Genomic DNA, 18,592 nt, shown 5'->3' on the forward strand with positions numbered 1-18,592 from the left:
CAGCTCTCCCGAACTTCGCGAGCCCCGGGATACGGTCACGCCGTGGGCATTGCCGGTATGTCAGTCCGCGACCGCAAGATGCTCTGGGGGCGTTCAGCCAGCAGGTGTGCATTCGCTGACTGCCGGATTCCGCTTGCCGATGTGTCTGACCTGACCTCCAGGGCCGTGATCATCGGCGAGGAGGCGCACATGGTCGCCAAGGAGCCAGATGGCCCCCGAGGTGACAGTCCGTTGGACGCCCGTCGGCGGAACGAGTACTCCAACATCATCCTGCTCTGCCCCACTCATCACTCGACGATCGACAAAGATGTAGCCGTCTACTCGATCCCTCGACTCATAGAGGTCAAGAGCGCGCACGAGGACTGGGTGCGCACGTCTTTGCACCAGGGCGGGGACCTCGCTGAGGAACAGTGGGGGCAGCTCGTCGATGCGATCGCCACGCGGCTGCAGTGGCAGAACTGGGAGGTGCTCTTCCAGCCGGTCTTCGGCCGGAAGAGCCCTGCCATCGACTACGCCTACTTCGAAGAGCTGACCCAGTTCGCTCAGTGGTTGATGAGGCGGATCTGGCCCACAGGGCACACGGAACTCCGTCGGCAACTCGAGATGCTGAGGCGGCTGGTCACCCTGTTCCTCGACACGTTCGACGAATCCGCTCACATGGAGCCGGGACGAGCCCTGATCCAGGTCGAGCACATATACCGTGGATCCGAGCACGACCCTGAGCATCATGCACTTCTCAAGAGGCAGTGGGCCGGCAACGTCCATGCGATCCGGGAGCTGGCACTCGATCTGACCCGGTCATGCAACTTGTTCATCGCGACGGTCCAACGCAATCTGGATGCTCGGTTCATGTTCGATGAGGGGCTCATCGCCGTTCAGATTCCTTTGTCCGGCGAGATGCGCGTGCTCGTGCCCGAGTACTCACGGGCCGATTTGGACGAACTGTCAGCCTGTGAGGGCGGACTGACCTCCCGGGTGCACGAGGCGCTTGCATCATGGCGGTCCGACGACGGGTCCAGCGACTGAGCGCGCCCGCCGGTGCCCGGTTCCGACCGGCATCGACGGAGCTCTGAGGGCCAGCACCCAGAGCGCCATGGACAGAACAGCTCGGGGTGACGACGAGCTACCGCGAGACCAGGGCGAACCAGGACGACTGAGCCGACCGCGTCACGCCCCCGTCGCGGCGCTGAGCAGCCGGCGACTGAGGAAGTCCCGGATCAGCTCGGCGACCTGATCCCCCGCGCTCTCCAGCAGGAAGTGCCCGCCGTCCAGCAGGTGGATCTCGGCGTCGACGGCGTCGTGGGCGAAGCTGCGCGCGCCCTCCGGGCCGAAGATCTCGTCCCCCTGCCCCCAGACGGCGAGCACGGGCACCCGACTGTCGCGCAGGTACTGGTGCAGCGCCGGGTAGAGCGGCGGGTTCGTGCGGTAGTCGCGGAACAGCGCCAGCTGAGCGAGGTCGCTGCCGGGGCGCGACACCAGCGCATGGTCGTGGTGCCAGGTGTCCGGGCTGACGACGGTCTCGTCCGCGACCCCGTGCAGGTACTGCCAGCGGATCGCGTCGATGCTCAGCGCGCCCCGGATCGCCGCCTCCGTGTCGACGTTCGGGTTCCGCGCGTAGTCCCAGACCGGGGCCCAGAAGCTGTCGACGAAGCCGGCGTCGTAGCCGTTGCCGTTCTGGCTGATGACCGCGGTGATCGCCTCCGGGTCGCGCAGCGCCAGCCGCCAGCCGACCGGGGCTCCGTAGTCCTGGACGTAGATCGCGTACCGGGTCACGCCCAGCTGCCCCAGCAGGCCGGCCGTCAGGTCGGTCAGCGCGTCGAAGGTGTAGTCGAACTCCCCCACCGGCGGCGCGTCGGACAGTCCGAAGCCGAGCATGTCCGGGGCGATCACCCGATAGCGGTCGGCCAGCTGCGGGATCAGGTCGCGGAACATGAACGAGCTGGTCGGGTACCCGTGCAACAGGACGACGACCGGGGCGTCGGCCGGGCCGGCCTCCCGGTAGAACAGCTGCCATCCGTCGACGGTGGTGGACCGGTGGTGGACGTGCGCCATGGCGTCTAACCCTTCTAGCTGCGGTTGGTGGTTAGCGACGCTGGCACGTCAGCGTGTAACCTGTCAACCGAACCAGGGAGGTTAGATCCACCCGATGGACGACTCACCCGCCGACGAGACGTTCCTGCTCGAGCTGCTGAACACGACGCCGATCGTCGACCGCGCTCAGCGGGACCTGCTGGACGGCGAACCCGGCAGAGCCTGGCTGCGGGAACGCGGCGGCGATGGATCGGCCGCCGAGGAGGGCGCAACTCGCGCCGCCCGCGACGCACTCCAGGCGGTCGCCCGCGGGGACGAGGGCGCACAGTCGCTGGCACCACTGCTGTCCGACCTGCGCCTGGCGCCCTCGATCGAGGACGAGGGCATCAACTGGAGCCTCACCGATGTGCCGCCGGCCCGCGGCCTGGCCGTTCGGGCACTGCTGGCCTGGGATGCCGTGCGCCGCACCAGCCCCGGGCGGCTGCGGCCCTGCGCCAACGACGAGTGCGCGCTGTTCCTCATCGACCACAGCAAGCCCAACCGGGCCCGTTGGTGCTCGATGGCCACGTGCGGCAACCGGATGAAGGCCCGCCGGCACCACGAGCGCACCCGCTCCGACGCCCCCGCCGAGCCTGGAGTCTGACGACTCGGCCCAGCCGGTCCCCCGGCAGCTGGTGCCCGCCGTCGAGTACGGGGCGGAGACGGTGCAGGTCAGTCCAGGACGGCGGTGACCTCGAGTTCGACCAGGAAGTCGGGGTCGAACAGCACCGACACCCCGATCACCGACCCGGGTGCGGCCGGGGTGACGTCGTGCTGCTGACCCGATCCGGCTGTTCTCCGGTGTCGCGATGGCCGGCTGGGTGGTCAACCTGGCCGTGGTCGAGTGGGCCCCGGACGACGAGCGGTCACGCCCGGCCTGACGTCGCCGTGCGCGCGGGGAGGTCCAACCCTGCGCACGGAGCCGGCCGAACCCGACGAGCAGCAGGTCGAGGGCGAACTCGAACTGCTCGTCACACCGCCACCGACACCTGAAGTGGACGGCGCGAACACGGCGACGGCCGGGAGCCGGCGAACCGACTCCCGGCCGTCGCCGGTGCTGCGTCACTGCACCGGGCGCCGCCTGCTGAACACCCAGCCCGCGACCAGCGCGGCGATCACCCAGCCGCCCAGCGTCAGCAGCGAGGCCACCTCGGCGTCGCCGCGGGCGAACCGGAGCACCGCCTGCTGCGGGTCGACGGCGTCGGCGACCCGCGTGTCCCAGGCCCGGATGATCTGCACCAGGCCGAGCACGGTCAGGTAGAGGCCGGTCAGCGCGGCCGGGGTGTTCGCGGTCGCGGCGCCGACCCCCACCCCGATCAGCGCGAACGCCGCCCCGGCGCCCACCGCGGTCAGCGCGGCTTGGGCGGCGCCGTCCCAGGACACGCTCGGGTCGGCCAGCACGGCCAGGATCAGCCACGACGCCCCCATCGAGACGGCGGTCAGGGCCGCGCCGAGCAGCGCCGTCGCGGCGGTCTTCGCCGCGAGCACCCGGCCGCGCTGCGGCACCAGCAGGTAGGTGGTCTGTGCGGTCCGGTGCGTCCACTCGCCGGCGGTGCTCAGCACCCCCATGGCGAGCAGCAGCAGCCCCGTCATGATGCCCACCACGGCGAACGGGCCGGCCACGGAGGGGAAGGCATCGTCGCTGGCCTCCAGCAGACCCATCCCGACCGGTCCGGCCAGCACGCCGGCGAGGGCGAGCATCCGGCCGGAGCGGGTGGTCAGGGTCTTGCGTACCTCCAGGCCGACGAGCGTCGGCAGCGAGGCGCGGGTCGGACGGACGGCGGGCCGTACCGGAGCAGCAGTGTCGAGAGTCGTGGTCATGTCGGGGCTCCTCAGTGCTCAGCGGGGGTGGGGGCAGCAGCTCCGGAGTTCTCCGTGAGCTGGAAGAACAGGTCCTCGAGGCCGCGCTGCACGGGATGCAGGTCGATCAGCGCGACCCCGGCCTCGGCGGCGATGGCGCCGATGGTGGCGGGCTCGGCACCGTCCACGACCAGCACGCCGTCGGCCTGGCGTTCCACGTGGAACTCCCGGGCCCGCAGCGCGTCGGCCAGCCCGCGGGGGTCGACCGACCGCACCGCGGTGCCGCTGGCGCCCAGCAACGAGCCGACCGGCCCGTCGGCGACGATCCGCCCGCCACCGATCACCAGCAGCCGGTCGACGGTGTGCTCGACCTCGCCGAGCAGGTGCGAGGAGAGCAGCACCGTGCCGCCGTTCGCCGCGTAGCTGCGCAGCAGTGCCCGCAACCAGCGGATGCCCTCCGGGTCCAGGCCGTTGGCCGGCTCGTCGAACACCAGCACCGGCGGAACGGTGAGCAGCGCGCCGGCCATGCCGAGCCGCTGCCGCATCCCCAGCGAGTAGCCGCCCACCGGCCTGCGGGCGGCGTCGGCGAGGCCGACGAGCTCCAGCACCTCGTCGACCCGGCGGGAGTCGACGCCGACGGCGAGGGCGTGCAGCCCCAGGTGCGCCCGGCCGGTGCGGCCGGGGTGCACGGCCGAGGCGTCGAGCAGGGTGCCGACGACGGCGCCCGGGTTGGGCAGATCGGCGTAGGGCCGGCCGTCGATCGTCGCCGTGCCCGCAGTCGCCGGGATCAGCCCGGTCATCATCCGCATCGTGGTGGTCTTGCCGGCGCCGTTCGGGCCGAGGAAGCCGGTCACGGTGCCGGGCTCGAGGGTGAAGCTGACGTCGTCGACGACGGTGCGTGCGCCGTAGCGCTTGGTCAGTCCGTTGACCGAGATCATGGGTGCCTCCGGGGTTCGGTGTGGTGTCCCCAATCTGCGGTGGACCCACTGGTCAGCGCGTCGGCCAGAGGCCGCGGCCTTCCGCACCGGACGGTGCGACCCGGTCATCCGGAAGAGGACGTCGGCAGTCGACCCGCGGGTGACCCGCAGCGCGCCGGACAGGACCTACGCTCCGACCCATGGGGGTCCGCGAGCGCATCTGGCCGGGACTCACCGCCCGCGGCATCGCGCTGGAGGCCGGCCTCGCCGGGCTGGCCGTGGTGATGATCGTCAGCGGTTTCGGCACCCTCGCGGCCCCGTCGCTGGACCTGGGCGCCGTCGTCGTGGCCACCTCGCTGATGGCCCTCGGGTTGTTCCTCTTCCGCCGCACCCAGCCCGCGGTCCCCTTCGGGGTGTGCGCCGTGTCGGCCGTGCTCGGCTTCTCCCCCACCGGGCCCTGGCTGCTGGCCAGCTACGCCGTCGGCCGCTACAGCGACTCGTGGTGGGTCCGGGGCGGGGTGGGGATGGGTGGGGCCGTGGCGATCGCCGTCACCGCGGACCCGGTCACGGTCGGGGGGTGGACGATCGTCGCCGCCGCCACCGGGGCGATCGTCGCCCTCCCCGCCGCCCTCGGGATCTGGCAGCGAACCCGCGAGCAGCTGCTGGGGGTGCTCCGCGAGCGGGCCGAGCGGGCCGAGGCCGAGCGGGAGCTGCTCGCCCGCGACGCCGTCCTCTTCGAGCGGACCCGGATCGCCCGGGAGATGCACGACGCCGTCGGGCACCGGGTCAGCCTGATGGTGCTGCAGGCCGGCGCGATCGAGCTGGCCGCCCGCGACGCCGACCGGGTCGAGCAGCTCGCCGGGCAGGTGCAGACCGCCGGACGGCGCGCGCTGGTCGAGCTGCGTCAGATGGTCGGCGTGCTCCGCGCCGGGGACGTCGACGAGGACGCACCCCTGGGCCCGCAGCCGGGCCTGGAGGACCTGCCCCGGCTGGTCGACCAGGCGCGCGAGGCGGGCATGGACGTCGCCCTGACCGGCGTCGCCGACGTCCCCGTCGACCCCGCGGTGGGCCGGGCCGCCTACCGGATCGCGCAGGAGGCACTGACCAACGCCGGCAAGCACGCCCCCGGCGCCCGGGTGCAGGTCACCGCCGAGCACCGCCCCGAGGAGCTGCACCTGCGGGTGGTCAACGGCGCACCGACCCGTCCGCCACAGCCGGTGCCCGGTGACGGGTACGGCCTGGTGGGCTTGGGTGAGCGGGTGCGCACCCTCGGCGGCCGGCTCACGGCCGAGCCCCGGTTGGACGGCGGTTTCGTGGTCGAGGCGGTGCTGCCGGCATGACCGACGTCCGGGTGCTGCTCGTGGACGACGAGGAGCTGGTGCGGTTCGGCCTGCGCACGGTGCTGGAGTCCTCCGGCGGCTTCGAGGTCGTCGGCGAGGCCGGGGACGGCGCCGCGGGGGTGCGGGCGGCGCGGGAGCTGCGGCCCGACGTCGTGCTGATCGACGTCCGGATGCCGGTGCTGGACGGGCTCGCGGCGACCGAGCAGATCCTGGCCCTGCCCCAGCCGCCGAAGGTCGCCGTGCTCACCACCTTCCACCAGGACGAGTACGTCCACGCCGCGCTCGCCGCCGGCGCCGCCGGCTTCCTGCTCAAGGACACCCCACCCCGGCAGATCGCTGCCGCGGTGCGGGCGGTCGCCGACGGGACGGCGACGCTGTCCCCGGCGGTCACCACGACGCTGATCGACTCCTACGTGCGCCGCCGGTCCGCGCCCCGGCGGGCCGAGGCGCTGCGCCGGGTCGAGACGCTGACGGAACGGGAGCGGGAGGTGCTGGCGCTGCTGGGTCGTGGCGACTCGAACGCCGAGGTGGCCGGGCAGCTGTTCGTCAGCGAGGCGACGGTGAAGACCTACGTGTCCCGGCTGCTCACCAAGCTGGACCTGGCCAACCGCACCCAGGCGGCGATCCTCGCCCACGAGGCCGGGCTGCTGGACGACTGAGCCGTCGACCGGAGCTCTCCAGAACACCGTGACGAACCGGTTCCGGCGACGCCCGAGGCTGCCGATGACCTGGACATGAGCATCCACGCTGCTGCCGAGCACACCGCCACGGACGTGCAGGCCATCGAGGAGATGGCCACCGCCGTCCTGGCGTCCATCGCGCGCATCCACGCCGACGGCCTGACCGCCGTCGCCACCATCGCGGAGGACCCGGCCTCGGTCCGGAAGCCGCTGCCCGAAGCGGCAGCCCCCGTCGTCGAGCCGGTCCAGGTCGAGGCAGCCGAGCCCCAGGTGGAGTCCGAGCCGGAGCCGGTCCAGCTGATCCGTGCGGCGCCGCCGCTGCCGCCCCGCGGCCGGCACCTCGCCGAGGCACTGACCGACCAGCTCCCCGTCCAGCACGCCGCCTGACCCCGGACAGCACTGTGCGCTGACCGCCGGTCCCTCCGTGGAGGAGCGGCGATCAGCGCACGGCGACAGATCGAGCTGGGGTCAGGCGATGGTGATCTCGCCGGCCGGGACATCCACGTGGTAGCCGAGGTCGGTGAGCGCGGCGGCCTGGTCGGCGGGCAGCGACAGGCCCTCGACGAAGCCGTCGGCGTTCGGCACGATCTCGCCGGTGAAGGACACCCGGTCGCCCGGGTTGACGTTCATCGGGGACTCACCCGGCGCGGTCAGCTGCACCCAGATGCGGGCGGCCTCGGTGCCGATCCAGAAGCCCTCGTCGGTGGGGACGGCGAGCACGGGCACCTCGGTGGCCACGGCCGGGTCGTCGGGCAGCTCGGCCAGCGCGGCCTGGGGGTCGGCCTCGGTCAGCAGCTGCGGGACCGCCACGTCGCCGACCACGAAGGACCCCGGCACGGCGGCGGCGGCGGTGTCACCCGCGGCGTCGCTCTCCATGGCCTCGGTGTCCTCCTCCATCATCTCGGTGTCCTCCTCGACGAGGCCCTCGTCCTCCTCGACGACGTCGGTCGCGTCGACGCCCTCTTCCTCGTCCGCACCGCAACCGGTGAGGACCAGGGCGAGCGCGGCCGCGCCGGTGACGGGCACCGAGACGAGGCGGCTGCGCCGACCCGAACGGGCGGCGGACGAGCGGAGCAGGGTGGAGTTGCGCATGGGGATCTCCTCACCGGGCCGCGAGGGGCCCAGGATGTGGTCTGTCGGCTTGTGGCGGTCGCCGCTCCCGGTTCGAGCGGCCCGCAACACCGTGAGTGCCCACCGGATCGGCTCGTGCACGAGTCCGAACCCGACCGTCACCGGATCGAGACCTCACCCGCCACGGCCCCGCGGCCGGCCGGGGCGCACCACCGGGCCCTCACCGGGGTCGTCCGGCGAGGACGACCCCGGTAAGCGCCGCCCGGCGGCGGTCAGGCCTGGGCGGCCGTCGCACCGAGGAGGGCGAGGGCGTCGTCGACCCGCTGCAATGCGGCCGGCGTCGTCGTCGCGTGCACGCTCAGCCGCACCCGCTCGCCGTGCCGGGTGCAGGTGACCCCGGCCCGGCCCAGCGCCGCGTGCAGCTCCGCGCCGTCCACACCCGGCACCCGGAACGCCACGATCCCGGCCCGCTCCGCCGGCTCCCGCGACGACGTCACCACCACGCCCCGCCGGTCCAGCAGCTCCAGCAGCTCCTCGACCCGTGCCGCGATCCGGCCGGCGACGGAGCCCACACCGGCGGACTCGAGCAGCTCCAGCCCCGCAGCCAGGCACGCCTGCGCGACGGGGCTGGTGTTGGTGGTGCCGAACCGGGCCGCACCAGCAGCCAGCGGGTGCTCCTCGCCGTCGTAGTCGGTGGCGTCCTGCACCGCGGTCCAGCCGGCCAGCAACGGGTCCAGCCGCTCCAGCGCCCGGTCGGACACCGCGACCACCCCGGTGCTCCAGCCGCTGCGCAGCCACTTCTGCCCGCCGGCGACCAGCACGTCGGCCGCCGTCCAGTCGACGTCGACCGCGCCGAGACCCTGGATCGCGTCGACGACCAGCAGCCGCTCCCCCAGCACCTCGCGCAGCCCGGGCAGGTCGGCCCGGAAGCCGGTGGCGAAGTCGACCGCGCTGACCACCAGCGCCGCCGCGTCCGGGGCGGCACGGACGACGTCCGGCGTCACCGGCCCGGCCGGCAGCGGGACGACGTCCAGCCGCCCGGCCGACTCCGCCCGCCACCAGGGGTAGAGGTTGGCCGGGAACTCCGCCGGGCTGACCAGCACCGGCCCGCGCACCGCGAACGCCGCCTGGAACAGGCCGGCCGAGGTGCTCGGCGAGTAGGCGACGTTGCCCGGCGGGAAGCCGAGCAGCCGGGACGCCGCAGCCAGCGCCCGGCCCTCGGCGCCCATCAGCTCGTCGACGGTGCCCAGCCCCGCGGCCGACACCGCGGCCAGCGCCGCGGTGCCGGCCTCCACCACCGCCCGGGACGGCGGACCGACCCGGGCGAAGTCCAGGTAGCCCTCCTCCTCGGCGAAGGCGGACAGGTAGGCCGAGAGACGAGCAGGGCTCACGCGGTCACCCGGGCCAGGAACGCACGGGTGCGCTCGTGCTGCGGCGCGCCGATCACCTGCTCCGGCGGCCCCTCCTCGACCACCACCCCGCCGGCCATGAAGACGACGTGGTCGGCGACCTCCCGGGCGAAGGAGATCTCGTGGGTCACGACGATCATCGTCATCCCCTCCCGCGCCAGCTCGGTCATCACCGCCAGCACCTCACCGACCAGCTCGGGGTCCAGGGCGCTCGTCGGCTCGTCGAACAGCAACAGCTTGGGCCGCATCGCCAGCGCCCGGGCGATCGCCACCCGCTGCTGCTGCCCGCCGGAGAGCCGGTCGGGGTAGGTGTCGACCTTGTCGCCGAGGCCCACCCGCTCCAGCAGCTCCCGGGCGTAGGCCTCCGCCTCACGCCGCGGCACGCCACGCACCTGCACCGGCCCCTCGGTCACGTTGGCCAGCACGGTGCGGTGCGGGAACAGGTTGAACCGCTGGAACACCATGCCGATCTCCGCGCGCTGCCGAGCGACGTCCTTCTCGCGCAGCTCGTGCAGCCGGTCGCCGTCGTGCCGGAAGCCGATCGGCACGCCGTCCACCCAGATCTCGCCGCCGTCGGCGGCCTCGAGGTGGTTCACGCAGCGCAGCAGCGTGCTCTTGCCCGCACCCGAGGCCCCGAGCAGGACGACGACCTGCCCGCGCCGCACCGTCAGGTCGACGCCGCGGAGCACCTCCAGCGAGCCGTAGTGCTTGCGCAGCCCGCGGGCGCGGACGAGAACCTCGCCCTGCGCCACCCCCTCGCCCGCTGCGGCGCTCACCGGGAGCTCCGCATGAACGGCGGGGTGCGCAGCGAGCCGCCGATCTTGGCCCACACCGACCCGCGGGTGCCCGTGGGCCGGATCGAGGCGTTGTAGTGCCGTTCCAGGTAGTACTGCCCGACGTTGGCCACGCTCACCACCACCATGTACCAGACGGCCACGGCCAGCAGCGTCTCCATGACCGCGAGGCTGCGGCTGGAGAGCGCGTTGGCGGCGTGGATGAGCTCGGTGAAGCCGATGACCGAGGCGATCGACGTCCCCTTGAGCATGTTGATGAAGTCGTTGCCGGTCGGCGGGATGATCACCCGCATCGCCTGCGGCAGCACGACCCGGCTCAGCACCTTCGCCGGCGACATCCCGATCGACTTGGCCGCCTCGGTCTGCCCCCGGTCGACGCTGGTCAGCCCGGCCCGGACGATCTCGGCCATGTAGGCGCTCTCGTTGAGCCCCAGCCCCAGCAGCGCGGCCAGGAAGCCGGTCATGATCACGTTCGCCGGCTGGTCGAGCAGGTAGGCGTCGGTGAACGGGACCGGGATGGAGAACGTCGGGAAGACCAGCGCGATGTTGTACCAGAGCAGGATCTGCAGCAGCACCGGCAGACCGCGGAACACCCAGATGTAGGCCCAGGAGACCCAGCGCAGCACCGGGTTGGCCGAGGTCCGCATCAGCGCCACCACCGTGCCGATGACGATCGCGCCGGCCTGGGCGATCACCGCCAGCACGATGGTGTCGACCAGGCCCTCCAGGATGACGTCCTGGGTGAGCAGCGCCGGGATGCTGGCGTAGTCGATGTCGCCCCGGGAGATCGCCTGGAACAGCAGACCCAGCACGGCGAGGACGGCCAGCCCGGCGACCACGCGCCCCCAGTGCCGGATCCGCACCTGGGGCAGCAGCTCGTCGTCCCCCGGTGCGTCGACCGGCCTGGTCAGCGCCGCGCCGGCGCGGTCAGCCACCGTTGACGGTCGCCTGGTCGACCGCGCCGGAGGTGACGTCCCACGCCTCGAGGATCTCGTCGTAGGTGCCGTCGTCGATCAGCGACTGCAGCGCCTGCTGGATGGCGTCGCGCAACGCGGCGTCGTCCTTGTTGAGCCCGATGCCGTACGGGCCGCCGTTGATCGGGTCCTGGTCGACGGTCTCGAAGTACTCGCCGTCGCCGGCGGTCTGGGAGATGTAGACCGCGGTGGGCAGGTCGTTGAGGATCGCGTCGACCCGGCCGGTGCGCAGCTGCGTCTGGTTCTGCGAGTCGCTCGGGGTCGCGGTGACCTCCAGCGGCTCCTCGCCGTTCGCCTCGCACTCGGCGGACTGCTCGGCGGCGAAGTCCTCCTGCGTCGTCCCCTGGACGACGGCGATCGCCTGGCCGCACAGGTCGGCGCTGGCCTCGATCCCTGCGGGGTTGCCCTTCTGCACCATGATCGTGATGCCCGACTCGAAGTAGTCGACGAAGTCGATCGACTCCTGCCGCTCCGGGGTGTCGTTCATCCCGGCGATCGTGGCGTCGACCCGACCGGTCTGCAGGCCGGTGATCAGGGAGTCGAAGGCCATGTCGGAGTACTCGACGGGCAGGCCCAGCTTGTTGCCGATCGCGGTGATGATGTCGACCTCGAAGCCGACCGGGGTCGACCCGTCCTCGGCGTAGAAGTTGTTCGGCGGCGACTGCACGTTCGACCCGATGGACAGCGAGGCCAGGTCCGCCGGCAGGCCCTCGGCCAGCGCAGCGTCCTCGCTGACACCGCCGACGATCTCGCTGGTGTCGGGCACCGCGGAGTCGGCGGAGCCCTCGGCGGCCGGCTCGGCGGCCGAGGACTCGTCGTCGCCCCCGCCACAGCCGGCGAGCAGCAGGGCGGTGGTGAGCGCAACCGGGACGGCGGCGCGGACGGAGAGGCGGGTGCGGGACATGGGCTGCTCCTGGAGGTCGGGACGGGCGGTCATCGGTCGTTCCTGACGGGTGGTGCAGACGCGCCGTCCGGCGGCGGACTGGACCGCCGGACGACGAGACGGGTGGGGACGACGACCGAGCGGGGCGGCAGGGTCGGCGTGGCGAGCCGCTCGAACAGCAGGTCGACCGCGGCCGAGCCGATGCCGGCGGCGTCCTGGGCGACCGTGGTGAGCGGCGGGTCGAGGAGGTCGGCGAGGTCGAGCTCGTCGAAGCCGACGTGCGCGGGGCGCGGGCCGGTGCGCTCGTGCAGGTGGTGCAGCAGGGCGACGCTGGCCCGGTTGTTGCCGGTCACCACGGCGGTGACCCCGGCGGCTGCCCAGCCGGAGACCGCGGCGGCGATGCGCTCGGGGGTCAGCACCCCGAGCGACACCCGGCCCTCGGTGCGGAGGCCCCGCTCGGCGCAGGCGGCGAGGAAGCCGTCGCGGCGCTGGCGGGAGGTCCAGAACCGCTCGTCGTCACCCAGGTAGGCGATCGACCGGTGCCCGCGCTCGGCGAGGTGGTGCACGGCCTGGGCGATGCCGCCGGTGTTGTCCGACAGCACCTCGTCGGTGCCGTGGTCGGCGCTGGGCCGGTCGAGCAGCACCGCCGGGACGTCGGGCGGCAGGTTCGCGGTGAGCACCTCGTCGCCGACCAGGTTCGGTGCGATGAGCAGGCCGTCGACCCGGCGGGCGGCGAAGGCCTGCACCAGCCGGCCGGCCCGCTCGGCGTCCCCGTCGGCGGAGCCGGTGAGCAGCAGGTACCCGTGCTCGCGGGCCCGGCGCTCCACCCCCGCGGTGAGCGCGGCGTAGAACGGGCCGGCGAGGTCCTCGAGGACCAGGCCGATGCTCGCGGTGCTGGTTCCCCGACGCAGGTGGCTGGCACCGTCGTGCCGGCGGAAGCCCAGCTCGGCGATGGCCCGCTGCACCCGCTCGATCGTCTCGGGACGCACGCCGGGCTCGGCGTTGACCACCCGACTGACGGTCTTCTGCGAGGTGCCGGCGGCGCGCGCGACGTCGACCATCGTGGGCAGCCGGCCGAGCGACCGGCCGGTTCCTGGACCTGCGGCGCCGTTCGATGACAACGTAGTCATCGACTCGTCGGGCGGTCCCGATGACAACGTAGTCATAGGGGGGATCGTCAGGGTGACGGCGACCACATGTCAAGGGGCTGAACGGGTCGCAACGGTTCCGTGACCGCGTGGCGCCCGGCACGGCGCCTGGCCCCGACGGCACTGTGCGCTGACCGTCGGTTCCTCCGTGGAGAAGCGACGGTCAGCGCACAGCGACAGGATCGAGCTGGGGTCAGGCGATGGTGATCGCGCCGGCCGGGACATCCACGTGGTAGCCGAGGTCGGTGAGCGCGGCGGCCTGGTCGGCGGGCAGCGACAGTCCCTCGACGAAGCCGTCGGCGTTCGGCACGACCTCGCCGGTGAAGGACACCCGGTCGCCCGGCTCGACGTTCACCGGGGACTCACCCGGCGCGGTCAGCTGCACCCAGATGCGGACCTCCTCGGTGCCGATCCAGAAGCCCTCGTCGGTGGGGACGGCGAACACCGGGACCTCCGTGGCCACGGCCGGCTCGTCGGCCAGCCCGGCCAGCGCCGCCTGGGGGTCGGCCGCGATCAGCAGCGCCGGGATGCCCACGCCACCGGCGACGAAGGCCCCCGGCGCAACGGCGCCCACGTCACCGGCCTCCACCGGCTCCTCCACCTCGAGGACGTCGGACTCCTCCTGCACGACCCCCGCGTCCTCCGCGAGGACCTCGAACTCCTCGTTGTAGATGTCGACCGCGGTGATTCCGTCCTCCTCCTGCTCCGCACCGCAACCGGTGAGGACCAGGGCGAGCGCGGCCGCACCGGTGACGGGCACCGAGACGAGCCGGCTGCGCCGACCCGGACGGGCGCCGGGCGAGCGGGACAGGGTGGAGGTGCGCATGACGATCTCCTCACCGGGCCGCGACGGCCCAGGACGTCGTGTGTCGGCTTGTCGCGGTCGTCGTTCCCGGTGTGGGCGGTCCGCAACACGCTGAGTGCCCAGCGGATCGGCTCCCGCACGACGCCGGCGTCGACCGTCACCGGATCGAGACCTGCCAGACCCGGGTGCCGCAGCCGTCCCGACCCACCGTCGTGCGCTGACCGGTGCCATCCGGGGATGGGGAGCACCCCGGTCAGCGCACAGCGAGCGGCGCGCGGAGTTGGGCAGCCGCGTCCGGTGGGCGACTCAGGCGCGGGGCAGCACTCGGCCGTCAGGGAGCGTGCGGCCACTCGCCAGGGCGGCCAGCTCGCCGCTGTCGGCGCGGACGACCTCGCCGTCCCCCCAGCTCCAGGCGGCGTCGACCGCCTCGAGGCGGACCCCCGTCAGGTCGACGCCGAAGAGGGCGTTCGCCGTGGCGGTGAGCTGGTCGAGGACGGCGCGCAGGCCCTCGGCCGGTGCGACCGGCGGCTCGCCGAGCGCGACGGTCACATCGAGGGAGTGGATGACGGCGTGGCTGAGTGCCCCGACCGGGCCACCGCCCGGGGGCTGCCAGCCGTGCAGCGCCGGGGAGCGGAGCGCAGCCCGGAGCTCGGCGGCCGGCCGGGACGCGTCCCGCGCAGCCACGGTGTCGGAGAGCCGGGTGAAGTCCCCACCGGCCGCGGCCATCTCGGCACCGAACTGCTCGGCCGACAGCCGCGCCGGCATGGTCACGTGGGCCACCACGTGCCTGACCCGCCAGCCCGTGCAGAGCGAGGGGGCGTCCCACGTCCCGGCCGGCCCGGAGGCCAGCAGGTCGGCGAGCCCGTCGTACGTCCTCGCCGCCCAGGACTGCAGGTCACGCGCGTTCCCGGTCATCTCGATGCCTTCCCTCGCCCACGCTCGGTGGACGCCCGCCCGGGCGCCTCACCAACGAAGACGTCCGCCGGCGCCGGGACTCATCGCCCACGACGCCGGCGGAGGGCTCAGCTCTGGCTGAGCTGCAGGGTGGGGTAGTCGGTGTAGCCCTCGGCGCCGGCGGCGTAGAAGGTCGCCGGCTCAGGCGTGTTCTCCGGGTGGGCGCCGAGCCAGCGCTCGACCAGGTCGGGGTTGGCGATGGCCAGCCGGCCGACCGCGACGGCCTCCGCGTGTGCGGCGTCGATCAGCTCGATCGCCTCCGCGCGGGTGGTCACCGTGCCGAAGCCGCTGTTGGCGATCAGCGGGCCGGCGAAGCGGCGGCGCAGCTCCTGCACGAACTCCCCGGCGGGCTCGGCGTGCAGCACCGAGAGGTAGGCCAGGCCCAGTGGGCGCAGCGCGTCCAGCAGCGCGCCGTAGGTGGCCCGGACGTCGTCCTGGTCGGTCTCCAGCACGTCCTGGATGTTGTGGGCGGGCGAGATCCGCAGCCCGACCCTGCCCGCACCGACGGCCTCGGCGACCGCGGTGACGACCTCGACCACGAACCGGGCACGGTTCTCCGGGGAACCGCCGTAGACGTCGTCCCGCTGGTTGGAGGCGGGCGACAGGAACTCGTGCAGCAGGTAGCCGTTGGCGCCGTGGACCTCCACGCCGTCCAGGCCGGCGGCGATGGCGCGCTTCGACGCGGCGACGACGTCGGCCAGCGTGGCGCGCGCCTCCTCGGTGGTCAGGGCGTGCGGGACCGGGTAGGCCGCCTTGCCCTTGGGGGTGTGCGCCTCGCCCTGGAGGGCGATGGCCGACGGGGCGACGATCCGGTCGGTGCCGGTGATGTCGGTGTGCGAGACCCGGCCACCGTGCATCACCTGCATGACGATGCGGCCGCCGCGGGCGTGCACCTCCTCGGCGACGCGGCGCCAGCCGGCCTCCTGCTCGTCGTCGGTGATCCCCGGCTGGCCGGGGTAGGCACGCGACTCGGCGTTCGGGTAGGTGCCCTCGGTGATGATCAGGCCGAGGCCGGCCCGCTGGGCGTAGTGCTCGACCACGAGGTCACCGGGGACGCCGGCGGCACCGGAGCGCATGCGGGTCAGCGGCGCCATGACGACGCGGTTCGCGAGCTCGAGGTCGCCGAGCGTGACGGGGGAGAACAAGTCCATGCCGGGACAAGGTCCTCGGCCCGACGCGCCATTCCGGTGCGCCAGCGACTGCGGCAAGGGTCACGCCGCGCCTGGGCGTCGAGTGACAGCTGAGCGGGCTTCCTCGGGCGCGAGAGCCCGCTCAGCTGTCACTGGGCGGAGGCGGCACCTCGTTGCGGGCGGCGGGCGGCCGCTCAGTCGCTGTGCCGCGCGCCGACCACGGCGACCGCCAGCAGGCCGCCGAGCAGCCAGAACGCCGCGGAGACCCCGGCCGTCCCGGCCAGCAGCCCGGCCGCCGCCGGGGTGCCGACCAGCCCGACCCGGTTGCCCACCAGCCGCAGCGCCAGCGCGGTGCCGCGGGCGTCGTCGGGGACGGCCCGGACGATCAGCGTCATCAGCAGCGGCTGGCCCACGCCGAGCAGGAACCCGATCAGCGCCAGCAGTGCACCCAACGCCCAGACGTTGCCGGTGGCCGGGAGGAAGGCCACGGCGATCCCCGAGCCGACGGTGCTCAGCACCACCAGCCGGGCCCGGCCGACCCGGACCAGCATCCGCTGCACCAGCACCCGCGAGGCCACGGTGGCGCCGGCGCGGACGCTGAGCAGCACGCCGACCACGGCCGGGGAGATGCCGCGGTTCACCCCGAGCAGCGGCAGGTAGGCGGTGAGCAGGTCGACCGCGGCGGCCAGCACCAGGCTGGCGAAGATCCCGGAGCGCACCGCCGGCCGGCCGAGCAGCCCGAAGGCCGACGTCCTGCCGGTCGGCCGGGCCGCGGCCGCCGGGAAACGCCGCCCGGCAGCCAGCCACCAGGACGCCGGCAGCGCGAGCGCGCACAACGCGGCGGAGAGCACCAGCGCGCGGGCGGTTCCGGTGGACAGCTCCCCCGGCGCGGTGGCCAGCACCGCTCCGGCCAGCGCCGGCCCCACCAGCTGCCCGGCGGAGACGACCGCGGTGAACAGCCCGAACCCGGAGTCCAGCCGGTCACCGGGCAGCCGGGCGACGACGTTCTCCCCGCCGATGATGCAGCCGAGGTTGCCCAGACCGAGCACCACGTTGCCCAGCGCCACGGCCAGCAACGAGCCGCTGGTGGCCAGCAGCACGCAGCCGACCACCAGCAACGCCACGCCGCTGACCAGGATCGGCTCCGGCCGCCAGCGGTCGGCCGCCCGGCCCAGCGGCAGGGCGACCACCATCGGCAGCAGCGCGAACGCCGCGGTGAGCAGGCCGATCTCGGTGGCCCCGGCGCCCAGGTCGATCGCCCGGTAGGCGGAGACCGGCCGGGCGACCGCGATGGCCGCCTGGATCAGCACCATCACACCCAGCAGCTGGAACAGCCACCGCGGCGCCCGCCCCGGAAGGGGGGCGGTCATCGCCCCCGCCCCGGGCCCAGCCCGGTCGGCCCCGTCCCGGGTCCCACCCTGAGCGTGCGCAGGACGGGGGCCGCCCTCAGTGGGACAGTCGCCGGCCGGTGCTGGTGGAGAAGACGTGCTCCTCGCCCGGCCGGATGCTCAGCCACACGTCGCCGCCCTTGGCCGGTGGGCGCCGGGCGTCGACGCGGGCCACGATCTGCGCGGTGTCGCCGCCGTGCAGGTGCTCGGCCAGCTGCTCGTCGGCGATCGTGGCGTAGACGAAGGCGTCGGAGCCCAGCTCCTCGACCAGGTCGACCTTGACCTTGAAGCCCTGCCCCGGCTCGGCCAGCTCCAGTGCCTCGGGCCGGAACCCGAGCGTGACGGACTGGTCCGCACCGGCAGCTGTCAGGGTCTCCCGCGGGAGCTCGACCCAGATGTCCCCGAGCCGGGCGCCACCGTCGACCAGCGGCACCTCGGCCAGGTTCATCGCCGGGGAGCCGATGAAGCCCGCGACGAAGACGTTGGCCGGGCGGTCGTACATCTCCCGGGGGCTGGCGACCTGCTGGAGGACGCCGTCCTTGAGCACCGCGACCCGGTCGCCCATCGTCATCGCCTCGACCTGGTCGTGGGTGACGTAGACGGTGGTGATGCCCAGCCGGCGCTGCAGCGAGGCGATCTGGGTGCGGGTCTGCACGCGGAGCTTGGCGTCCAGGTTGGACAGCGGCTCGTCCATCAGGAAGACCTGCGGCTTGCGCACGATCGCCCGACCCATGGCCACGCGCTGGCGCTGCCCACCGGAGAGCGCCTTGGGCTTGCGGTCCAGGTAGGGCTCCAGGTCCAGCAGCTTGGCCGCATCGACGACCCGGGCGCGGCGCTCCTCCTTGCCCATCCCGGCGATCTTCAGCGCGAAGCCCATGTTGTCGGCGACGCTCATGTGCGGGTAGAGCGCGTAGTTCTGGAACACCATCGCGATGTCCCGGTCCTTCGGCTCGACGTCGGTGACGTCCTTGTCCCCGATCCGGATGGCGCCGCCGTCGACCTCCTCCAGGCCGGCGAGCATCCGCAGCGAGGTGGACTTCCCGCAGCCGGAGGGGCCGACGAGGACCAGGAACTCACCGTCCTCGATCTGCAGCTCGAGCTGGTCGACCGCCGGCTTGTCGCTGCCGGGGTAGAGCCGGGTCGCCTTGTCGTAGGTGACCGATGCCATGGGGGAGCTCCCTCGCTCGTGCGCTGTCGCGCCTGTGACTGCCGTCACCGTACGGCAAGCG

19 protein-coding genes are annotated in these 18,592 nt (G+C 73.4%); 5 read left to right on the forward strand and 14 right to left on the reverse strand.

Annotated features, from left to right (window positions below; all coding sequences use genetic code 11):
• The first annotated feature begins 42 nt into the window (after positions 1-42).
• A complete protein-coding gene (locus O2V63_RS12815) occupies positions 43-1,026 on the forward strand; it encodes a hypothetical protein (RefSeq protein WP_269167928.1) in 984 nt (327 codons plus the stop codon).
• 141 nt (positions 1,027-1,167) lie between these two features.
• Here the strand turns inward: O2V63_RS12815 and O2V63_RS12820 are convergent, their stop codons facing one another.
• Positions 1,168-2,052 (reverse strand): alpha/beta fold hydrolase, encoded by an 885-nt coding sequence (locus O2V63_RS12820; RefSeq protein ID WP_269167929.1) that lies wholly within the window; start codon positions 2,050-2,052, stop codon positions 1,168-1,170.
• Between the two features lie 94 nt (positions 2,053-2,146).
• On the opposite strand from O2V63_RS12820, the gene O2V63_RS12825 reads away from it, so the two are divergent.
• Positions 2,147-2,674, forward strand: coding sequence for a CGNR zinc finger domain-containing protein (locus O2V63_RS12825; RefSeq protein ID WP_269167931.1), 528 nt, complete (start codon positions 2,147-2,149; stop codon positions 2,672-2,674).
• A gap of 458 nt (positions 2,675-3,132) precedes the next feature.
• Here O2V63_RS12825 and O2V63_RS12830 read toward each other — a convergent pair whose 3' ends face one another.
• Entirely contained in the window at positions 3,133-3,891 is a 759-nt protein-coding gene (locus O2V63_RS12830) for a hypothetical protein (protein WP_269167932.1), read from the reverse strand.
• A gap of 11 nt (positions 3,892-3,902) precedes the next feature.
• Positions 3,903-4,808 carry an ABC transporter ATP-binding protein gene (locus O2V63_RS12835; RefSeq protein ID WP_269167933.1) on the reverse strand — a complete coding sequence of 302 codons (906 nt, stop codon included), beginning with the start codon at positions 4,806-4,808 and terminating at the stop codon, positions 3,903-3,905.
• Positions 4,809-4,987: 179 nt separating this feature from the next.
• On the opposite strand from O2V63_RS12835, the gene O2V63_RS12840 reads away from it, so the two are divergent.
• The 3 genes from O2V63_RS12840 (at position 4,988) to O2V63_RS12850 (ending at position 7,194) form a co-directional block, all read left to right on the forward strand.
• Positions 4,988-6,127 carry a sensor histidine kinase gene (locus O2V63_RS12840; RefSeq protein ID WP_269167934.1) on the forward strand — a complete coding sequence of 380 codons (1,140 nt, stop codon included), beginning with the start codon at positions 4,988-4,990 and terminating at the stop codon, positions 6,125-6,127.
• A complete protein-coding gene (locus O2V63_RS12845; RefSeq protein ID WP_269167935.1) occupies positions 6,124-6,786 on the forward strand; it encodes a response regulator transcription factor in 663 nt (220 codons plus the stop codon). Before O2V63_RS12840 ends, O2V63_RS12845 begins: the two co-directional genes overlap by 4 nt.
• Before the next feature lie 75 nt (positions 6,787-6,861).
• Complete coding sequence (locus O2V63_RS12850) at positions 6,862-7,194, forward strand: hypothetical protein (protein WP_269167937.1); 333 nt, start codon at positions 6,862-6,864, stop codon at positions 7,192-7,194.
• An 81-nt stretch (positions 7,195-7,275) separates the two neighbouring features.
• On the opposite strand, the gene O2V63_RS12855 is transcribed toward O2V63_RS12850, so the two are convergent.
• The 11 genes from O2V63_RS12855 to O2V63_RS12905 all read right to left on the reverse strand — a co-directional run bounded on the left by O2V63_RS12855 (position 7,276) and on the right by O2V63_RS12905 (position 18,531).
• Positions 7,276-7,899, reverse strand: coding sequence for a hypothetical protein (locus O2V63_RS12855; protein ID WP_269167938.1), 624 nt, complete (start codon positions 7,897-7,899; stop codon positions 7,276-7,278).
• 251 nt (positions 7,900-8,150) lie between these two features.
• Positions 8,151-9,269, reverse strand: coding sequence for an aminotransferase class V-fold PLP-dependent enzyme (locus tag O2V63_RS12860; protein WP_269167939.1), 1,119 nt, complete (start codon positions 9,267-9,269; stop codon positions 8,151-8,153).
• Positions 9,266-10,063 carry an amino acid ABC transporter ATP-binding protein gene (locus O2V63_RS12865; protein ID WP_269167940.1) on the reverse strand — a complete coding sequence of 266 codons (798 nt, stop codon included), beginning with the start codon at positions 10,061-10,063 and terminating at the stop codon, positions 9,266-9,268. Before O2V63_RS12865 ends, O2V63_RS12860 begins: the two co-directional genes overlap by 4 nt.
• On the reverse strand, positions 10,060-11,016 hold the full coding sequence (locus O2V63_RS12870) for an amino acid ABC transporter permease (RefSeq protein ID WP_269167941.1): 957 nt from the start codon (positions 11,014-11,016) through the stop codon (positions 10,060-10,062). The genes O2V63_RS12865 and O2V63_RS12870 overlap by 4 nt, the downstream gene beginning before the upstream one ends.
• On the reverse strand, positions 11,009-11,992 hold the full coding sequence (locus tag O2V63_RS12875; protein ID WP_269167943.1) for an ABC transporter substrate-binding protein: 984 nt from the start codon (positions 11,990-11,992) through the stop codon (positions 11,009-11,011). Before O2V63_RS12875 ends, O2V63_RS12870 begins: the two co-directional genes overlap by 8 nt.
• On the reverse strand, positions 11,989-12,999 hold the full coding sequence (locus tag O2V63_RS12880) for a LacI family DNA-binding transcriptional regulator (protein WP_269167944.1): 1,011 nt from the start codon (positions 12,997-12,999) through the stop codon (positions 11,989-11,991). The genes O2V63_RS12875 and O2V63_RS12880 overlap by 4 nt, the downstream gene beginning before the upstream one ends.
• 280 nt (positions 13,000-13,279) lie before the next feature.
• Positions 13,280-13,912: a hypothetical protein gene (locus O2V63_RS12885; RefSeq protein ID WP_269167945.1), complete on the reverse strand. Its 633-nt coding sequence runs from the start codon at positions 13,910-13,912 to the stop codon at positions 13,280-13,282.
• 285 nt (positions 13,913-14,197) lie between these two features.
• The gene (locus tag O2V63_RS12890) at positions 14,198-14,806 is read right to left on the reverse strand and encodes a maleylpyruvate isomerase family mycothiol-dependent enzyme (protein WP_269167946.1); all 609 of its coding nucleotides are present in this window, start codon (positions 14,804-14,806) and stop codon (positions 14,198-14,200) included.
• Between the two features lie 107 nt (positions 14,807-14,913).
• Positions 14,914-15,996, reverse strand: coding sequence for an alkene reductase (locus tag O2V63_RS12895; RefSeq protein WP_269167947.1), 1,083 nt, complete (start codon positions 15,994-15,996; stop codon positions 14,914-14,916).
• 173 nt (positions 15,997-16,169) lie between these two features.
• Complete coding sequence (locus O2V63_RS12900) at positions 16,170-17,345, reverse strand: MFS transporter (protein ID WP_269167948.1); 1,176 nt, start codon at positions 17,343-17,345, stop codon at positions 16,170-16,172.
• Between the two features lie 76 nt (positions 17,346-17,421).
• On the reverse strand, positions 17,422-18,531 hold the full coding sequence (locus O2V63_RS12905) for an ABC transporter ATP-binding protein (protein ID WP_269167950.1): 1,110 nt from the start codon (positions 18,529-18,531) through the stop codon (positions 17,422-17,424).
• Between the last annotated feature and the right edge of the window lie 61 nt (positions 18,532-18,592).

This window comes from Modestobacter sp. VKM Ac-2977 (genome assembly GCF_026968045.1).
In the GTDB taxonomy this organism is placed as follows: Bacteria; Actinomycetota; Actinomycetes; order Mycobacteriales; family Geodermatophilaceae; genus Modestobacter.

Excerpts from the sequence above, each read along its gene's own strand:
- O2V63_RS12825 (WP_269167931.1), top strand. The coding sequence starts at position 2,147 with ATGGACGACTCACCCGCCGACGAGACGTTCCTGCTCGAGCTGCTGAAC.
- O2V63_RS12830 (WP_269167932.1), bottom strand. The coding sequence starts at position 3,891 with ATGACCACGACTCTCGACACTGCTGCTCCGGTACGGCCCGCCGTCCGT.
- O2V63_RS12885 (WP_269167945.1), bottom strand. The coding sequence starts at position 13,912 with ATGCGCACCTCCACCCTGTCCCGCTCGCCCGGCGCCCGTCCGGGTCGG.
- O2V63_RS12895 (WP_269167947.1), bottom strand. The coding sequence starts at position 15,996 with ATGGACTTGTTCTCCCCCGTCACGCTCGGCGACCTCGAGCTCGCGAAC.
- O2V63_RS12835 (WP_269167933.1), bottom strand. The coding sequence starts at position 4,808 with ATGATCTCGGTCAACGGACTGACCAAGCGCTACGGCGCACGCACCGTC.
- O2V63_RS12905 (WP_269167950.1), bottom strand. The coding sequence starts at position 18,531 with ATGGCATCGGTCACCTACGACAAGGCGACCCGGCTCTACCCCGGCAGC.
- O2V63_RS12855 (WP_269167938.1), bottom strand. The coding sequence starts at position 7,899 with ATGCGCAACTCCACCCTGCTCCGCTCGTCCGCCGCCCGTTCGGGTCGG.
- O2V63_RS12890 (WP_269167946.1), bottom strand. The coding sequence starts at position 14,806 with ATGACCGGGAACGCGCGTGACCTGCAGTCCTGGGCGGCGAGGACGTAC.
- O2V63_RS12875 (WP_269167943.1), bottom strand. The coding sequence starts at position 11,992 with ATGACCGCCCGTCCCGACCTCCAGGAGCAGCCCATGTCCCGCACCCGC.
- O2V63_RS12840 (WP_269167934.1), top strand. The coding sequence starts at position 4,988 with ATGGGGGTCCGCGAGCGCATCTGGCCGGGACTCACCGCCCGCGGCATC.
- O2V63_RS12880 (WP_269167944.1), bottom strand. The coding sequence starts at position 12,999 with ATGGTCGACGTCGCGCGCGCCGCCGGCACCTCGCAGAAGACCGTCAGT.
- O2V63_RS12850 (WP_269167937.1), top strand. The coding sequence starts at position 6,862 with ATGAGCATCCACGCTGCTGCCGAGCACACCGCCACGGACGTGCAGGCC.
- O2V63_RS12820 (WP_269167929.1), bottom strand. The coding sequence starts at position 2,052 with ATGGCGCACGTCCACCACCGGTCCACCACCGTCGACGGATGGCAGCTG.
- O2V63_RS12845 (WP_269167935.1), top strand. The coding sequence starts at position 6,124 with ATGACCGACGTCCGGGTGCTGCTCGTGGACGACGAGGAGCTGGTGCGG.
- O2V63_RS12900 (WP_269167948.1), bottom strand. The coding sequence starts at position 17,345 with ATGACCGCCCCCCTTCCGGGGCGGGCGCCGCGGTGGCTGTTCCAGCTG.